9 protein-coding genes are annotated in these 17,887 nt (G+C 37.7%); 5 read left to right on the forward strand and 4 right to left on the reverse strand.

Annotated features, from left to right (window positions below):
• Positions 1-1,284 precede the first annotated feature (1,284 nt).
• Positions 1,285-3,276, reverse strand: a complete 1,992-nt coding sequence (locus KNQ09_RS15930; protein ID WP_214859007.1) for a hypothetical protein — start codon at positions 3,274-3,276, stop codon at positions 1,285-1,287.
• 215 nt (positions 3,277-3,491) lie between these two features.
• Here KNQ09_RS15930 and KNQ09_RS15935 point away from each other — a divergent pair, with 215 nt between their 5' ends.
• The 5 genes from KNQ09_RS15935 (at position 3,492) to KNQ09_RS15955 (ending at position 13,700) form a co-directional block, all read left to right on the forward strand.
• Positions 3,492-5,015 carry a MutH/Sau3AI family endonuclease gene (locus tag KNQ09_RS15935; protein WP_214859008.1) on the forward strand — a complete coding sequence of 508 codons (1,524 nt, stop codon included), beginning with the start codon at positions 3,492-3,494 and terminating at the stop codon, positions 5,013-5,015.
• 358 nt (positions 5,016-5,373) lie between these two features.
• Positions 5,374-8,322, forward strand: coding sequence for an SIR2 family protein (locus tag KNQ09_RS15940; RefSeq protein WP_214859009.1), 2,949 nt, complete (start codon positions 5,374-5,376; stop codon positions 8,320-8,322).
• 176 nt (positions 8,323-8,498) lie between these two features.
• On the forward strand, positions 8,499-10,220 hold the full coding sequence (locus tag KNQ09_RS15945; RefSeq protein WP_214859010.1) for a dsDNA nuclease domain-containing protein: 1,722 nt from the start codon (positions 8,499-8,501) through the stop codon (positions 10,218-10,220).
• Positions 10,210-10,785: an ABC-three component system middle component 1 gene (locus tag KNQ09_RS15950; protein ID WP_214859011.1), complete on the forward strand. Its 576-nt coding sequence runs from the start codon at positions 10,210-10,212 to the stop codon at positions 10,783-10,785. The genes KNQ09_RS15945 and KNQ09_RS15950 overlap by 11 nt, the downstream gene beginning before the upstream one ends.
• 2 nt (positions 10,786-10,787) lie before the next feature.
• Complete coding sequence (locus tag KNQ09_RS15955; RefSeq protein WP_214859012.1) at positions 10,788-13,700, forward strand: AAA family ATPase; 2,913 nt, start codon at positions 10,788-10,790, stop codon at positions 13,698-13,700.
• Between the two features lie 5 nt (positions 13,701-13,705).
• Here KNQ09_RS15955 and KNQ09_RS15960 read toward each other — a convergent pair whose 3' ends face one another.
• The 3 genes from KNQ09_RS15960 to KNQ09_RS15970 form a co-directional block, all read right to left on the reverse strand.
• Entirely contained in the window at positions 13,706-14,725 is a 1,020-nt protein-coding gene (locus tag KNQ09_RS15960) for a tyrosine-type recombinase/integrase (RefSeq protein WP_214859013.1), read from the reverse strand.
• 623 nt (positions 14,726-15,348) lie between these two features.
• On the reverse strand, positions 15,349-16,809 hold the full coding sequence (locus tag KNQ09_RS15965) for a MutH/Sau3AI family endonuclease (protein WP_214859014.1): 1,461 nt from the start codon (positions 16,807-16,809) through the stop codon (positions 15,349-15,351).
• A gap of 92 nt (positions 16,810-16,901) precedes the next feature.
• Positions 16,902-17,462 (reverse strand): hypothetical protein, encoded by a 561-nt coding sequence (locus KNQ09_RS15970; protein WP_214859015.1) that lies wholly within the window; start codon positions 17,460-17,462, stop codon positions 16,902-16,904.
• Positions 17,463-17,887: the final 425 nt, after the last annotated feature.

Here is a 17,887-nt window from a genome sequence, read left to right on the forward strand (position 1 = left end):
TTCTGCCAATCGGATGACACCTTCGCGGGAGGATATCATTCGTCTTGAGGGAAACGAAGGCAGACTAGGAGGGTGTAGTTAAAGAATTTGGGAGCGGTCTTGTGAAACAGTAAATACTAAAATAAAAGTGTAAGCGATGCATCAGTCATGGAAACAAAGTATTCAAGCTAAAGAAAAGTATGCGCCGGCGCATACTTTTTTGTGGTCAGAACGACGAAACAGATGGAAGAAATCATCAGTAATGTAGAGACATCGAAATACATAAGTCGATGGGTTTAATAAGTAAGAAAATAGACAGCTTGATCGACGCCATGAATGAATGTCGGAAAGAATTAAGACTGAAGAACGACTTCATCAAAATGGATAGGCTCCCGCATGACGAGGACGGGAAAAAGTATGCGCCGGCGCATACTTTTTTACAAGATCCTTCCGTATTTCTTCATATAAGACAAGTGGGCATGTATCATACCTGACCTAGATAATCATCCATCTACGAATGATGTTTGCGTCCCCCAGGAGAATCAGAGGAGGGGCTAGTCCGGCCTCCGATGGTCATGTCGTAGAACAAAGAAACTCCGAATAGGAATCATGAATTGATTCAGACAGGAATGGATTCATGGATGAGGAGATTTAGCGACTAGTAGAAAAAGTATGCGCCGGCGCATACTTTTTCTTATTTCACGTACCATATTCATAATGAATATTCAATTAGTCACGGGGGATTGCTCATACCTATACCAAAGGCAGAAACATGTCTTCAAACCTCTAAACGGATAGGGGGAGGCAGAGGAGGCAACAATCAATTCTGGAACTTAGTCAGATTGACAAGGCGAAGGATGTCACAGGAACGATGAAATTGAATCGAAGGATAAGGATGAGTGATCATGCCAAACGATGTTTCACGTGAAACAAGATGATGCACATCTTCGAGAGTCCTCGATTCGTCAGAAGCCGGGATGATGTGAGGAGGGATCTGGTAAATGGATGGGCTCATGAATCAAAATGATCGATGGTATGGCGTCAGAGGGTGGCATGTGAGAAGTACTAATACATATGGATTTCATACGAGACATTCTATGCTGAGTAAAAAGTATGCGCCGGCGCATACTTTTCGTCCATTCGCCCTGCTGAAAAGAATACTATCTTCATGACCTCGACATATCTATACGTCGCTTCATTCTTATGGTCTGGAATGGAACGGGAGAGAGCATTCAGGAACGTACATGTGAAAGTAAAAAAGATGAGGATGAAAAAAAGTATGCGCCGGCGCATACTTTTTTACGTTCAATCCCCGTATACATGTCGGAGGAAGGAATCCTTGTCTGAGAATAGTCGTGCCAGTTCGTCCGAGACGTAAATCCCAGTGTCCTTGAAGATCCGAAGCACTTGCTCCTCTACAGGTAGAAAACCATAGCGCTCCTCCAGGCGATGGAGATAGTCATCGATCGGTTCTCCATCCTCGACATGCAAGGACAAAAAGCCCTCGGCCGAATGACGGATCCGTCTTCGGTTCCGATAGTAGACGGTGCCTCCAGGAATGTACAACGTACGCAGCAAGGGACTCCTGCGCAACACGCTCTCGAAGAAGGTGGAATCAAAACCTAGTCCGTAGATCGCATGACCTCGCCCCAGTCCTGCTGCCATAGAGGAGCTGATGAACTCCTCATGAGGTAACCTCTCGAGAAGCCAGGAGACGTATCCCTCAAGTTCGGAAGGGGACAGACCGGAACCGAACAATCTGGACACACGGAGAAAGACGTCAGGCTCCACCTCTACGTACGAGACATCATCGAGGAGTAGGGAACGAAGATGGTGTTCCCAGTGCGCCCGTCGATGACCGCTCGTCGTGGCCGCCTCCTCGGCCAAATCGCGGACGGATATGAACTCTGGATGAAGTCCGATCAATCCCTCGATGAACTCACGTCTCGTCCTCATGCGTACGGCGATCTCTTCCCGAGAAAGGACGTGAAGTTCGTCGGAGGAGTGCTTCCGTCCGAGCATGTGCCTCAGCTCCATCGGTGAATGGATGTCGAGTGTACGTATCTCAGGGGACAATAGATCGTAGATGACCCGGGGCGTGAAGACACCACGTAATCCATCCAACTTGTCTGATAGTAGGCCGGATAGAACGTCTTCATCATAGGGAATCCTCAGACGCCGGACATGTCCCTCGGCACGAAGAAGGTGAGGAGAGACCCGTACGGCATCCTTCACCCGGTCCTTCGTGATTCCCAGGGTGTCCATGTGTCCATGTGGGTTGACGACGGTCGACATCCGCTTCGCGTCCCTCGCGATGACCGCTTCATCAATGGGGGAGTGACTATCCTTCGTCAAGGAGAGCAGGATGTTCTCGACATCGTAGTGTCGGACCGTTCCCGTGGCGGGGCAGACATAGACATCCCGCATGCGAAGGAAACGGGACAGTTGCCCAGCATCGAGGCCGGCGACGAAATCCTTGGAGAGCGACTCCTGCACCCCACGTCCATGGAGGAGCTCGAGGTAACGGTCGATGCGATCAGATACCTCGAAGACGGTCTGGAACATGACAGGGCCCAGCGCATATGTCGCGAACACCTCTCCGAAGAGGTGGTTCTCTAAAATCTTCTCGTTCGGCCATTCCCGTACAAGTGCGCGTAAGACATCGAGGGAAATCGTACCCGATTGTCCTCCTCCGACCAAATATCGACTCAGGACGTCGTCGCCATCGTGCCGTTGGATGACGGAATCGAGAGGATATAGCTCGTCATCCCTCCCTTCGCCCGGGAAGGGGATGACGTTGAACCCGTCCCGTCCATCATCCATCGAGGACGCCCGATTCTCATCGAACAGACCGAACTCCTCGATGGCACCGATGATGTTCCGGTAGAGGGTGGACGTCCCCTCGCCACGTGTCCGTTCACGGAACTCGAGGAACGACATCGAGGAGAAGTCGACGAGCATGAATCCTCGTCTCCGGAGCAACGATTCGATCACGGCATACGGGATGGGATGCATCTGGGATATCGTCAGGTGATAGAGGTTCGCCCTGCGGCATAGCTCGCGGCACGTCTCCGCGCCGAGGTCGTCGACCATCCGGAAGAGGACCTTGGATTTCTCGGGGAACACGGGGATGTGGCTCCGGATGACCGGGTCCAATATGTCATCGAGCCTGACGCCGATCTCGCTCAGGGAACGGAGTACCGTATAGCCGCTGATGCCCATCGATTCCATCTCACGATGCATCAATCCGAGTAGTTCGTACTCGCTCCATCTCTCATGGTGTCCTATGGTGTTCATATGCAACCTCCTCCTCATAAAGAAGTACCTAAAGACGAATCATCCTATACCTCGATTATAGAATGTGGACGAAAGGACGACCATATGAATCCGAATATGATGACAGGATTTTCTAGACACCAACGTTACTTTTCTCATATAAAGTCATATAATGGATGTATGAGAAAGAGTAGGGAGGGGGGATTCCCTCCATCGATGAAAGGATGTAATCAAGAATGAACCAGAACAAGAACGACCTGCTGTTCCACGAACTCGTAGGGATGGACCTAGAGGAGATATCGAGAGCATACGGACTGAACCCGGATCTCAACAAGAGCAAGGCACGCCTGACGAACGTGGCGAGCCGTATGGTGGAGTCGGTGAAGGACGAGGTGGAACGTCTCCGGATGGAATCCGGAAAACCAGAGCTCTCCATCCGTACGATCAACCTGACAGAGAAGGGACGACCGAAGGAGCTGATGTCCCTGGACACCATCGACTTCCTGGAATGGGTCGAGAAGCCTTGGGAGGAGAGTCAGGTATATCGTCGATTCAAGGAGACGGTGTTCGTCCTGTTGACGTTCCGGACGGACAAGCAAGGACGTACGATCTTCATCGGGGATAAGTTGTGGTCGATGTCGGAGAAGGAGTTGGAAGGCTCCGTCAAGCGGTTCTGGAGACAGGTGAAGGAGACGACCGAGGAAGGCATCGTCATCACGCCAATCCAGCAGAAGAGCAAGGTGGTCATGAAGAACAACCTTCCGAAGCAGGATGAGAACCGAATCCTCCATGCGAAGACGAAGGCATCGAACGCCGCGGACCTATGTTCGCTACCGGACGGACGCGCCATCACGAAGCAAGGATACTGGTTCAACGCCAGCTACATCTCGGACTTGGTGAAGGACCTCCATGGTCGGAAGACGACAATCCGGACGAAGAAGGAGGGAAGTCGGACGAGCCTAGAAGCGGGGCAGGTGGCAGCAATCCAGTCCGACCTGATTGAGGATGGTTATGCCATCGAGGATTTCGTGGACATCATCCGTCAGACGGTACCGTCGTATGACAAGCAACGTCTGACGGCAGCTGATGCGGAGCTGCTCGGTTATCGGGTCGATGATCAGCTAGCGGTCAGACTACGCTATCCGAACTCGACGGCGTACCTCGAGCAGCTCATCTTCTCGAACGACTATGTCCGCACCGAGCAGCATCGGGTCCTCCGCACGGACATGGCCGGACGACTGTTGAAGAACCTGGAGCGCCATGCGCGGCTGATCCTCCTCGACAAAGGATTCTACATCACGGACCGCTGTCTCTCACGCGCCGGCGTCTCGGAGAAGGATATCTCGGATTATCGAGAGAAGATCGAATCGTACGTAGCCAAAGATGAGTTCTTCACGCTCGCATCGTTGCGTAAGGACGGCTTCACTCATCCACTTGAAGAGATCGGTTTCGAGGACCTGTTCTATGAGAGCATCCTTCTTCGTGTCGGTGTGTTGAAGAGTCTACGCATAGGGAAGTCGAACGTGTTCATCAAGTCGCTCAAGAAGCCAGGTGCGCATTCGTTTATGGAATGGTTGATGGGGAAGGCCGGCATCTTGTCGATAGAAGAACTTCAGTCGAGAGCATCAGCGTTGCTAGCCATCGAGATGGCAGAGGATGATTTGATCACCATCGTGAATCGCAGTAATCATCATTATTCTAGAGAGTTCGAAAAGGTCTATAGCAGTCACGATGCTTATCTGGATAGTATCTATGAGTAAGGAGGATTGGTCATGAAACAAATGATGAATTATGTTTTGTCGAGTGACGGAAATGAATTCGAGCTCGGAGAGTCTGTCTATGAGATGACGGAATATGTAGTCGAAAACTAGCTCCACGTTTTAAAAAAGAGTTAGTTTTCGATTTCATTGACGTATCCAATGAGTAGACATTTCTTGCAAAAGATAAATACGAAGATAATCATGAGAATACATTCTCTCTTTTCGGAATTCATTTCGATATATTTGGATTTGATAATTAACAATCGAGAAATATTTTCAATAAATGCAGCTATAATTTTTATATACAGAAAAACGGGTTTCTTAAATCAAATTTAACTAGTAAAGGAAGAAAAGAAAATTGAATATACAAAATCCTGATATAGAAAAAATTTTAGAGGCAAAAGAAAAAAATCAATTAGTAGTTTTCATAGGTGCAGGTGTTTCAGCTAACTCTGGATTGCCTTCTTGGTTCGAACTAGTCACAGAATTTGCACAAAAACTAGGAATTAACAGAAGCTTAAATTCTGAAGATTATCTACGAATTCCACAATACTTTTTTAATGAACGAGGCCTGCTAGAATATAACCAGGTAATTGAAAAAATTTTTTCGAAACAGTATGTTCCAAACCCTTTACATGATCAAATCCTCTCGTTGAAACCTAAACACATCATTACTACGAATTATGATAATTTAATTGAACAATCCTTGGAAAAACATTATTTGTTTTATAATAACGTTTTCGAAGATAAGGATTTACCTTATGCTTCCGACAATAGACTATTTATAAAAATGCACGGTGACCTAGTTAAGAAGAACTTTGTTTTAAAGGAGGATGACTATTTAAATTATTCTAGAAACTTTAGATTGATTGAAAATTATGTAGAGTCCATATTTATAAATCATACAGTTTTATTTGTAGGGTATTCAGTTCAAGATTACGATCTGAAATTAATCTTAAAACGGATTCAATCAACCTTAGGAAATGAGCGAAGAACTGCATATTTAATAAATTCATCTTCTAATATAACCATTTTTGAAAAATCATACTTCAAGAAGTTCGGTATTAACATTATTGATTCTAGTTGTGTCTCCGAAAGTCTGATTGAAAATCCAATCAAAAATCATTTCGGTGCTGCAACTTACAACATATTACATTCTATAAATGATTATGAGTTAGATAATAAAGAGTCTATTACTTTTTTTTCTAAAAGATGGTCTTCTTTTAAAACTGTAAGTGCTGTAAGAACTAAAGATTTATTAGATAGATTAAATCTAAATTTTTTAAATTATGAGTGTCATTTCGGAGAACTAAGAATCTTTACTCCTGGTTTTTCAAAAGATGACGATTCTATTTTGTTTATTAAATTAATAGATGAATTAAACAGTATTAAAAAAGATTTATCTAATGAAATCAAAAATAACCTTGAAAGTGAATATAACAATATAATAGACATACTGTCTAAGGCATCAATAAAGCAAATTATTGTAGGTGGACCTCAAAAATTAAATATGAAAATTTTCCAAATGGATATTAATCAAAAGAATTGGAAACCTGAAGTTTTAAATTATATTGAAAATAATAACTATTTAGAACTTGAAAAAGTAGTCACTAAATTAGAATCAAGACATCCTAATTCTAATTATGAAGAAAATCTTTCTCTATCTTATGCATATGTACATTTAAATAAATTTGTTAGCGCTAATGATCAATTACAAAATATATCATTAAGAGCTTACAAAGAAAAAAAATATAGTATGTACTATCATGCTAGCTTTAATAAAATAGTTTTTGCAAAACTATTACAATCTTTTGGTCTAATGATGACAGGAAATTTAATTGAACCAGTCTCAGATGAATATATACAAAAATTGAACTCTGAAAGTATAAAAAAAGAGGTAGATGAAAGTTTTAATCAATTTACCTCTGCAGAGAGTGAAGAATTGAAGTTTTTAAAAGATTTCTTAGATCCTAAAGGGATAATAAATGATATGAGAAATCATAATAAATCATTATTAGAATCTATTAAAGAGGATTATACAAAAAATTGGTTTCCTGATAACTTTCCGAATAATTTAGATAAATTAATCTCAAATGTATACGAATTTTATAAATATACTTCTTATAATTTGTTGATTTCTAATTATTATAGTGAAGTAAAGGAGATTTATAGTTGTTATTTTGAAGCAATTTGTAGTACTTATTCTAGTGAGTCAAGTGAGAACTCACTTCCACCTTATAAGTTGAATCAAAAAGATTTGGTTATTATCACAAATTGTTTATCGATGGACGAAATAGAGAGCATATTAAATAGATACAATATTAAAGAACTTCAACTTAAAGATGAAGATACATTATTCGCAAGTATGTTACTGTTCAATATCATTTCTAGTTATGGACATTTTATTAAAGCAAGAAATATAGAAAACAAGTTGTGCTCAACCTTAAAATTGTTCAAAACATGTAATTTTAAAATTAATGAGTTAGAAAAGTTTATTCAGCAATTCAATAAACTAATTAGGATCAGACCTGTACGAGACACCGTCTATATTAGCTTTTTTGAATTTTTATATAATCAAGAGAATTCATCAAAAGTTAATACCCAGTTATATATTGAATTTTTGAAAAACTATATAGAAAAGCTTTGTAATAAAGAATTTAATAAAGAAAGTGGCTTTGAAATAAATTTATTAAAAGAGACAAATTTTAATGAATTCTTTTTTGAAGTAACTTCAATTAACAAAATCGATAAAATTGATTTGAATCTAGATTTCCTATTTAAAGAATTAGATTTTGGTGCTTTAAAACATATTAAGAAAGAAATATATATACTTTTAATTGGTATTACTCCATTCTTAAATGACGAATTAATAAAGACAGTTAAGAAAAGATTAAAATATTTTCTTAAAGAATCGTTTGATTCACATGTTTTCTTAAAAAGTGTCCGCTTGAATATTTTGTTTCCCGATAAAGATGCAATAAATAATTTTAAACTTTCTTTGGAAAATATAAAAGAAGATAAAATCATTGAATTTATAAACAATTCAGAAAATAAACCTCAATACATCATGAGAATTATAAAAAAAAGTAAAAATCGATATAGTTTTATAGTAGATCCAAATGCTTATGAATATGATAAAAACAGTTTTGATGTGGAATGGGTTGAGAATCTAACAGAAAATAAACTTACGAATTTAAATATTTCGGCGCGTCAGCATATAAAAAATGAAGTTTTTAATAAAATTGTTCAGTATGATTACTTTAATCAGTATTGGAATAAGCTTTACCTAAAATATTTTGCTAACTAAATGTAATTCAATTTAAATTACAATAATTAATAGGATATTATTCAAAGTTGATATGCTTCCGCAAAAGTATGCAGTGGAACTATTAAAACTATTTACTTTTGAAGGAAGCTTTTTTTTATGGATAAACATATTTATTCTTTTAGAGACAAGTTAAACGAATCATAGGGAGTGAAAACGTGCAGAATAGAATAAAGGAAAGTATCAATTTGTCAATAGATGAGTATTTAAATGATTTAGAAGAAGATGAACAAAAAGAAATTAATGATAATAAAGATCAGATTATAAAAGACCTAATGTCCGGAAATTTTAGGGATTTAGGCGGATTAACAGCTATGAGAGGGTTCGTGTACCAATACTATGTAAGTATGTATTACATGGTATCAATGATTTATCCAAAAAAAGAAAGTACATGGCATTCAGTTATATTAGAATACTTTGATGATGTGACTTTGATAAGTGAGAAAAATATTAGATTTATCCAAGTAAAGACTGTAAGAGAAGGGGAAGGCAAGTCACACGCACCTAATAATTTTACTAAAAGAAAATCACTAAAAGATGATCAGTATCCCAAACTGCATTTTAATAGTTGGATCGAAAAAAATATTTTAAATTATGATTATTTTTTAGAGTCTGACTTTATCAGTGATAAAAACAAAAGTGATTATTTACCACAATTTGAAATTGTCACGAATACTAAACAAAATAGTTTGTCTGATTTAAAAAAATATACGGGAAACATAAATTTTAAAATTGATGATGATATAGAACTAGATGATAAATTAAAAATCGGTATTTTAAAACCTGTTGAAAAATTTAATTTTAATTTCAATGATTTTTCAAAAGAAAAAATCGACTTTTATTTAAAAAAACTGTACATAAATAAATTTGGATCTAATCGAGTTTTATATGAAAATGTAATTGATATGATTGAGGAAATAATTTTAATTAAAGATATTCGTTCTAAATCTATAGCAGAATATGTTTTTGGAAAGTTGTTTGGATTTGTTATCTTAAAAAGTCACGAAGACAATGAAGCTGTAATAAAAAAAGAAGACTTAATTATAACCAAATCGCAAATCAAAGAGTTAATTAGTCAATGGGTTGGTGAGGCTAAAGAGTTAATTAGCGAAAGCTCTTATTATGATAGTGCGTGGTCAATTTTTAATAGAGCAATTTTAGATTTAGAGTTAGAGATAAAAGAACAATTTGCTAATAATAATTTAAAAAGTGAATTATTAAACGAATTGTATTTGTTAAACGTACACATTACCGAAAACAATAGGAATAACAATACATATTGTGTACTATTAATTAATAAAATATTTAATGGTAATAACAGTCTGTCTATTTGGGATTTTAAACATGGTAATATTAAGAATAACTTAAAGGATTCGTTACGATTTATGATTTACTTTCTTGTCTTTTACGAGGAGCACGCAGAAGTTTACAATACAGCTAAATTATTGTTCCATGAAGGACGATCCGAAATGATAGATAATATTCTTTTTACCTTATATCATGCCAGAAATAATTCAAACAAGGTAACGTCTATAGAAAAATTAAAAATAAGCTTAAATGAGTGTCAAGTTTCAAGAAAAATTTCTTTAGACTTATATTGTCTACTTATCGGTACTAAAAAGGACTCTATAAACTCGGAAGCTTCGGATATTTTAAATATGTTCAAAGCTACAAGTAATGCCAATAGTGTACATAGGATTACAGATGTTCCTGATAACATGCGTTTTGTTGATGTAGATGAAATTGAAGATTTATTTGATGGATTTAAAGGCGAAGAAATTAAACTAAATACTTTTAAACATGATAAATTACTTCCAGAATGGGAAAAATATTTAGACGGTATAGTTAGTAAAGTAAAGGAGAATTACATTGAAAGTTGAAACGTTAATTGATTTGCTTCAGTCGAAAAAATTTACTCATTATAAATTTGAAGAAAAAGTTATGAATCAACTAGAACAACAAAATATAGATGTTTGGGCTAATGATAAAAGAATGATAATGCTTAAAGAATATAGAACACAAACCTCAATTTTAGAATGGGATATAAATGATCAGGCTCATATCGCAAGTATTCTACATAAAATACCAAATGAATATCTAAACAACTTATATTTTTTTATGGTTTTAGATTTTAATACTGCTGACACCGAGTTAAGATTAAAGATAAATAAAATAGAAAAAAGTGAAATAATATGTAAAAAATATATAATAAAAGAAGAGGAAGATTTTAATAGAATTCCTTTTCTAATAAGCTCTTCTATAGAGATTAACAATTTTGATTTTGATGAAAAATTTAAAGAAAAAATAAAAGGTTTTAGTGATTCGCCTAATAAGAGAGTAAATTTAAATTTAGAAAACATTATTAATGACTATTTTAATAGGTATTTGTTAGATAAAAAATCCCCAAAAATTAAAAAAGAAAGCTTATTAGAATTAGGAGAGTAAAAATGTTTATAAAAAAAATTATATTAAATGATTTTAGAATATTTAGAGGAAACCATGAATTTGACTTCTCCAATAAAAAGGTGATTGTAGTAGAAGGGTCAAATGGACATGGAAAGAGTACGATTTTCGATGCAATAAATTGGGCTGTATCCGGGAAAATATCTAGATATATGGGTTCATCAGAGTATCAACAATTCAATTATATTATTAATAACAATGCTTACTTAAGTGAAATAAATGAAGCGTCTGTTGAGATTTCTTTAGAAAGTGATGAAGAAATATATATTAAAAGAGTCATCAATAGAAATGGTACTACAAAATTATTTGTAAATAATCAACAATTTGGTTTAAAAGAAGGACAAAAAAAAATTGTTCAATTGCTAGCTAATGAGAGCATATTAAACGACGATAGTTTATTAGACTCTATTGATTTACTTTCGTTTATAGAATCCACTTTGATTTTATCTCAAGAAAATCTAGAAGAATTTGTTAGGGGGAATAAGCCTACTGAAAGGTATCTCAAATTGGAAAAAATTTTAGGATTAACGAGATATGGTCAAGATTTTAAAATTTATCTTCAGGATTTAACGAAGGAATATGGGTTAGAAAATTCACAATTGAACTCTAAGAAAAAAGAAATAAGACATAAACTTGAATTGCTAAACGCAGAATATATACCAAAACTTGACCAAAGCACCACTGAAGGAGTTAAGTCGAGATCGACTATTTTAGGTGAAATTAATTTCTTCTATAAAAGCTTTCAAAATTTTTCATTCAAGTTACTAGAAAGTCCAGAGCAATCTCAAAATATTACTATAAAAGAATATGAAAATTTAAGTAATTATATTGAATCTTTAGAAAATCAATTGAAGAAATTAAATTTTAATAAGTTTGAAATAGAAAATAAAAATATTTTTGTTGATCAATTAAATTCAAATAAAATAATTAAAGAAAACAGAAAAAGTATACGAGAATATGACAGAAAAAAGCTAGAGAGAGAAAAAGGCATACAAAAAGCCAATCTGACTCAATCACAATTAAAAGATATCGAAAAAATTAATGAATATCTCAATAAAAATAAGATTGAGAAAAAGAATATAGATTCAGAGATTAATAATATTATCGAAAAAATAGAAGATATTTCTTATAAGATTGGAGTAAACAATAAAAAAATATCTAAGGAAAAAATGTCTTTATTTCTTGAAGATTATGAATCAAAAGAAAATAAATTAACAAGTTTATTAGTTAAATTAAATATTTTGGAAAAAGAAAATCGATTGACTCAGTTGATTAGCAAATCAAAAATATTTGAAAAAGAAATTTTGTTCAATAATAAAGAAATAGAAAAAATGCAAAATGAAATGAATTTGCTTAACAATCAAATTTTAGAAATGACTAATCAGAAAAAAGTAAAATTAGAATCGCAAATTAATACAATTATTCATGAAGTTCAAACTCATTTAATCAAGAGTGATGGTAAAGATTGTTTAATTTGTGGAACTAAGTTCGAAAACAATAACGAATTAAAAAGATCAATTTATACACAATTAAAAACATCAGAACAATTATTAAGTGAATATGAAATAACGATAAATAAGTCTAAAGTTCAATATGACGATTTAGTTATAAAATTTAGCATCAAAAAAGAAGAATCAAAAGTTCTAATGCAAAGTTCAATAAATTTAAGTGAAGAAATTAAAAATATGCAAGAGGAAACTAAAATCTTGCGTCTTAATAATTCAATTGAAAGTGAAAATATTGAACAAATAAACTTGGAGATAAAAGAATTACAAAACTACATTCAAAATAATAACAAGATTTTCTTAGGATTTATAGAAATAAGAAAAAATAAAGATTCAATAGATAATTTAGATAGAGAATTGAAAGAAATTATAAAGGAAGAAAAGAAGATTTTATCTAGGCACTCTAAGTTTAAATACTTTATAAATAATCAGAAAAATCTTCAGTTACGATTGAGTAATATTAAAAAATATATAAGTGTTGCCAAAGATCACATAAATGAATGCGATAATCAAATTCTACAATTGAACAAAAATATTCAAGGAATAGAAGTGAAATTAAATCATCTATTACAAATAAAAAATGAATTATTAAATATGATAGATTGCGATTTAGAATTGAATAGTTCAAGTATTTTAGTTTTTATCTTAAATCATATTAGCATATTGGAAGATAAGATATTTGAAGCTAGAAATTTGTTGAAAGTAATAAAAAGATATCTCGATGACATTGCTTTAAGAGAAATCGAAAATATGATAAAAAATTATGAACAAGAAATTTCAATTTTGAACGTTCAAATAAATCAATTTGATATTATAGATAATCAATTAAAAAAACTATTGGATTGCCATGCCGAAGTGCAAAGTTCGTTAATTAATGAATATTTAAACGACATATCTTTAGAGATTAATAAGTATTTCAGACAAATTTCTCCACACTCATATTTTAATTATATTAACTTAGTTACTAAGAAAAATGAATTATTTATATTGTTGAAAAATAATTTATCTGAAATTGTAGATATTGAAAATAATATCGAACATTCTGTAAATGCTAGTCTTACACTAAGTGCTGCACAATCAACAATATTAGCAATGAGTATTTTTTTAGCTTTAAATAAATCTCAAAATTGGAGTAAACTAAACGTTATTGGAATTGATGATCCGTTCCAAAATTTAGATGATATTAATGCATATTCTTTCATAGACGTTCTCTCTAATTTAGTTTCAATAGAAAATAGGCAAATTTTTATAAGTACACATGATTCGAATTTTGCTAGATTAACACTAAATAAAATGAATTTAGAATTAGACAATTATGCCTATGTTAAAATTCAATCCTATACTAGAGAAGCTATAGAAATCGAATCTGAACAATATAGATTAATAACTTAAATTAATTAATCAAAATAAGAATTTAATTTATTTTTATTTTTTAAATCTTGTAAATAGTTGTTGGTGGTGTTAATTGATTTGTGTCCAGAGAGACTCATTACTTCATATAGTGATACGCCGTTAGCTAATAATTTAGTTATGAAAGAGCGACGGAACCAATGTGGTGAATTGTCTTGTAACGTTATTTGTGTTGAAGCAACTTGAGCGATTAATCTTAATGCTTCATACGAAATGGCATTATGTTCTGTTCGTAAATTAAAACAAATATAAGGATTTCTCAAGCCTTCGATTTTCATAAACTTATTGAGACGATGAATGAGATTGATTGATTTATTTGTCAATGGTATTCGACGCCACTTACCACGCTTTCCTTTAAATTCAATATAGTTCATAGAAGTTGTTTCATGAACATAATCAAACCGCAATGAAAGTAATTCAGAAGCACGCATCCCTGTCGTCAACAACAAATACCCCATCGTCTCGTTCCGCAGCTGCAACAGCTCGCGGTTCTTTTTTTGCTTCACCGTGTGGCGGAAGGCGAGGGCGATTGCCTCCATCTCGTCGAAGTCGATCTCGCGACGGAGCGGCTCCGGCTTCATCTGGTCCTTCACCTGCAGCGACAGGTCGCGCACATGATAGTCGTTGACGTGCAGGAAGCGCAGGAAACGCCGCAGCATGGCGTTGCGCCGCTTGACGGTCCGCGGGGCGTACTGGTCGTGGACGTCCTTCAGGTACTCGTGCAGGTTGAGGATCGTCAGCTGCTTGACGCCCTGGGTCTTCGTCACGAAGAAGCGCAGGATGTAGTCGAGGTCCTGCTTGTAGGCCCGCTTCGTGTGCGGGCTCTTCTGGCTGTAGATCGGGAACAGCTCCGTCGCCCAGAACAGCTCGAAGATCTCGAGGTCGCTCAGCGCCTCCATGTTCAGGTGGTCGTCCGCGAGCACCGCGAGCAGCCTCTCCCGGCTGTCGGCGAACGCGAGCGCCGCCGCCTCCCTGATCTCGACCTCGTTCCTCATTTCTTTCTCCATCGTCCCGTCCTCCTCCTTGTCTTGGCGTCCGACGCTTCCTCTTTCGGCCACCTTTTTTCATGATTTCCGCATGATTGGGTGTATATAAGTGTATTACATCAGATTACGTATACTATATGTACGTAATCAACGATTATGAATCTGATATATGATGTATTACAGATAATCCATGAGTCCATTATAACATTCAATTACTTGTGATAACAGCTAATTATCACAAGTAAATTAAAATAGGGAATGAAGTTGACATAACACGATTATGAGTTCTCTGTGGTCTTGAATGGGGTGGGGATATCTTGTGGGGCACGAGCAATACCTCCTGATGGATCGAGAGATTATGAAATATTTTTCGTCTCATATTAATAAGTATTCTCTTTTCAATGAGACGATTCGTCCATGGTGACAAGTTCACTTAAGGTGACGAAGGCGAGGGAGGATGAGGTGCGCTAATTCCGAAGGGGGTGCAGTGGGGCGGTCCTGACGACGTCTTACGAGGGAATGAAAAAGGACGCCCGGGGAGGGCGTCCTTAAGTCGTTCGACCACCGCCGAGCGAATCGTGGTTCTCTTCTCTTTGTGCATGTTTAAGTCATGCAGATTGTGAAATGGGAGTTCGCTGGGTGGATTACTGTCCGATGAATGGGATTTCGTTCAACAGGGAGGCGACGACTTTCCCCTTCATCCAGATGTTCTGTCGATAGATTCGGACACCATTGATTTGAACGCTCTTGTACGATGCGTCACTGCCAGTGCCCTTCAGGAAGAACGTGTATTCCTCCGACTTGGGAAGGTTCGTCGCTTCCATGGGTACTCTCGTCTTATAGGCCAACCTTCGTGTGCCATCCTTGTTGAAGACCGGCACGCTTGCTAAGCGGTTCTCGGACATGATGGAACGGATCTCCGTCCAGGTGTTCTGGGCATCCTCCTCGATCAACTCTTCCGGCATGACGAAATGTTTGAAGCCTTGGAAAACATCGTCAAGACGATTCTGACCTTTCACCGTCTTGAACATCATGAAGAGAAGTTGTGAATCTCGCAGCTCGTAATAGATCAGTGATTTTTCATATTCGGCCTCATCCAGCGTCTCTGTCAGGTCTAACGGGAAGAGCTTCGTGTCCTCCACGTGTGCCCCTTTCTCCGTCAGGCGTATCGACTTCATCAACAGATTGAGCTTCGACAAGAAGTCGATGTTATTCGCCTTGCCCTTCGCCCCCAACATCCTGACGATGATCAACTCCGCCATGGACTTCGGTGCCTTCTTGCCATACTTGATATTGAACGTTTCGCAAAGCTCGCGAGCGGTCCGACCAACATGTTCCTCCGATATCCTCTTGAGCTCAAATTCCAGTTCCTCCATCGTCGAGATGTCCTCTGGCATCGACACGTACGGCTTACCTACTGACTTATTGTACATGTTCGAGACGAACGCCCTTTTAATCCGGAATCGTGGTTTTTTCGGCCATTTCGGTGATGTGCCGAGGTAGGTGAGCTGCTTTCGCAAAGCGGAAGAGAGGGTGGAATAGTCAGCTTCTTTTCCGATTTGCTCCTGTTGTAAAGTCTTTATGTAATCGCGGATCAATTCCCAGTCGTGCTGGAGGGTCAGGCGTTCCTCTTCCGAGAAAGTGTGGAAATGATAGCCGACCATTGGGAAGTCTCGATATTTCGATGCAATCACGGTCTTAGGAGAGGCGTATTCGTAATAGACGAGCAATAAATTCTGAGCTTTCTTCCAGAAATGCGAATCATGGAACGATTCGCCCTCGATTTGCTCCTCCCTCACCGCGGTTATCGTGAGAGGCTCCTTCGCCTCCAACTTCACCTTCGAGGACTTCTTTCGAGGCTTTCGCAAGCCGGTGGTCTTGACCTCGAAATCGACGCCGTCGACGATGATGTCGGGATCGGGACTTGAATTCGCCCCGTATCCGAGTAACGATTGTTCGACCACGGAACCTGCTATCCCCGTCACTTTCGTGGAGGTCTCTGTTATCTTGAACACATTATTCACGTCCACTTCGCCGAGTGTACGCCCTTTCGCGTCCTCTAATAGATTGACGAGCTGAGTCCTTGTGAATTCTGGTCGTTGCATTATCTCACATCCCTTTTTGTGTATAAATCCATTCCTAGATGAGTCTTGTAATTGGACGTCGGTTGACGTCAGTATGTCTAGACGAGTAAGCATCAATCATACGTCACATGTACCTTGCAGAGCTCTTCGGAGAATCTCTTCATGGACCTGACGAACTCTTCTAAGTCACTCTTTAGCGTACCCTCGGTTGCGTCGTCCTCATGACCGTTGGGCAGTCCACCCTTGATGAGTACCGTTTGAAGTTTCGCGTGCATTTTCCGATGTTCATTCTCTTGTACGTGTGAGAGATAGAGGGAGCGTCGGATTTGGTTGATCAAGTCGTTGACGATTTTCGTCCGCTTTCGTGTCGATTCCAATATCTGATTTACCTTCTCCATCTCCTGTTTCGTTGTCGTGAACATATGGAAAGGATTGATGGCCTGCTTCAGTATGAATTCTATGGAGATGATGTTCTTGAAATCTGGCGTGTTCGGGAGCTCGGGTCGTAAGAGTAAATCCATGTTCCGTTTATTGATCACGCCGCTGGCAGCGTCCCAGAACTGCTTCAGTGATTGAGCGTGACCGGCTCCAGATTCGAACGATATGGCAGGAACCTGATAATGATATTCACTACTCGAAATGTTCCTTGCTAAGGCATCCCGTTCATACATCATGAGGTAACTTCTGATGAAGTCCGTAGGCGATGCGGAATCTATGTTTTTAGCTATTACATCAGCCAAGTCGCAACCTTGCCGAAGCTCGTTTTTGAAAGACTCCCTTTGTCTATGGAGTAGCATGATCATTCGGCAGAGAGTCTCGGAGGAGTCCTCCAGTTCTGTATAGGACTCATAGATTGATTCAGATAATTTACTCATGTGATATCACCCTTCGTTAGAATGTCTTATATCGAAGGCCGTAAGTGGATTCGTTCAATCGATGAAACTGGTCCTCTTTGTCTTCATCAAACATAATTATATAACAGCAAAAATAAATGTTCAGGAAAAATTGTTCATGATGAAAGAATATAAGTAACCACGCGGTACTCGTCCTGGAAAAGATAGATGATACGTCGAAAGACGAACCAAGCGCGGATATTTTA

Source organism: Exiguobacterium sp. s191 (assembly GCF_018618955.1).
In the GTDB taxonomy this organism is placed as follows: Bacteria; Bacillota; Bacilli; order Exiguobacteriales; family Exiguobacteriaceae; genus Exiguobacterium_A; species Exiguobacterium_A abrahamii.

Coding starts and splice junctions, on each gene's coding strand:
- KNQ09_RS15930 (WP_214859007.1), bottom strand. CDS start 3,276: ATGAACACCATAGGACACCATGAGAGATGGAGCGAGTACGAACTACTC.
- KNQ09_RS15935 (WP_214859008.1), top strand. CDS start 3,492: ATGAACCAGAACAAGAACGACCTGCTGTTCCACGAACTCGTAGGGATG.
- KNQ09_RS15955 (WP_214859012.1), top strand. CDS start 10,788: ATGTTTATAAAAAAAATTATATTAAATGATTTTAGAATATTTAGAGGA.
- KNQ09_RS15960 (WP_214859013.1), bottom strand. CDS start 14,725: ATGGAGAAAGAAATGAGGAACGAGGTCGAGATCAGGGAGGCGGCGGCG.
- KNQ09_RS15965 (WP_214859014.1), bottom strand. CDS start 16,809: ATGCAACGACCAGAATTCACAAGGACTCAGCTCGTCAATCTATTAGAG.
- KNQ09_RS15970 (WP_214859015.1), bottom strand. CDS start 17,462: ATGATGTATGAACGGGATGCCTTAGCAAGGAACATTTCGAGTAGTGAA.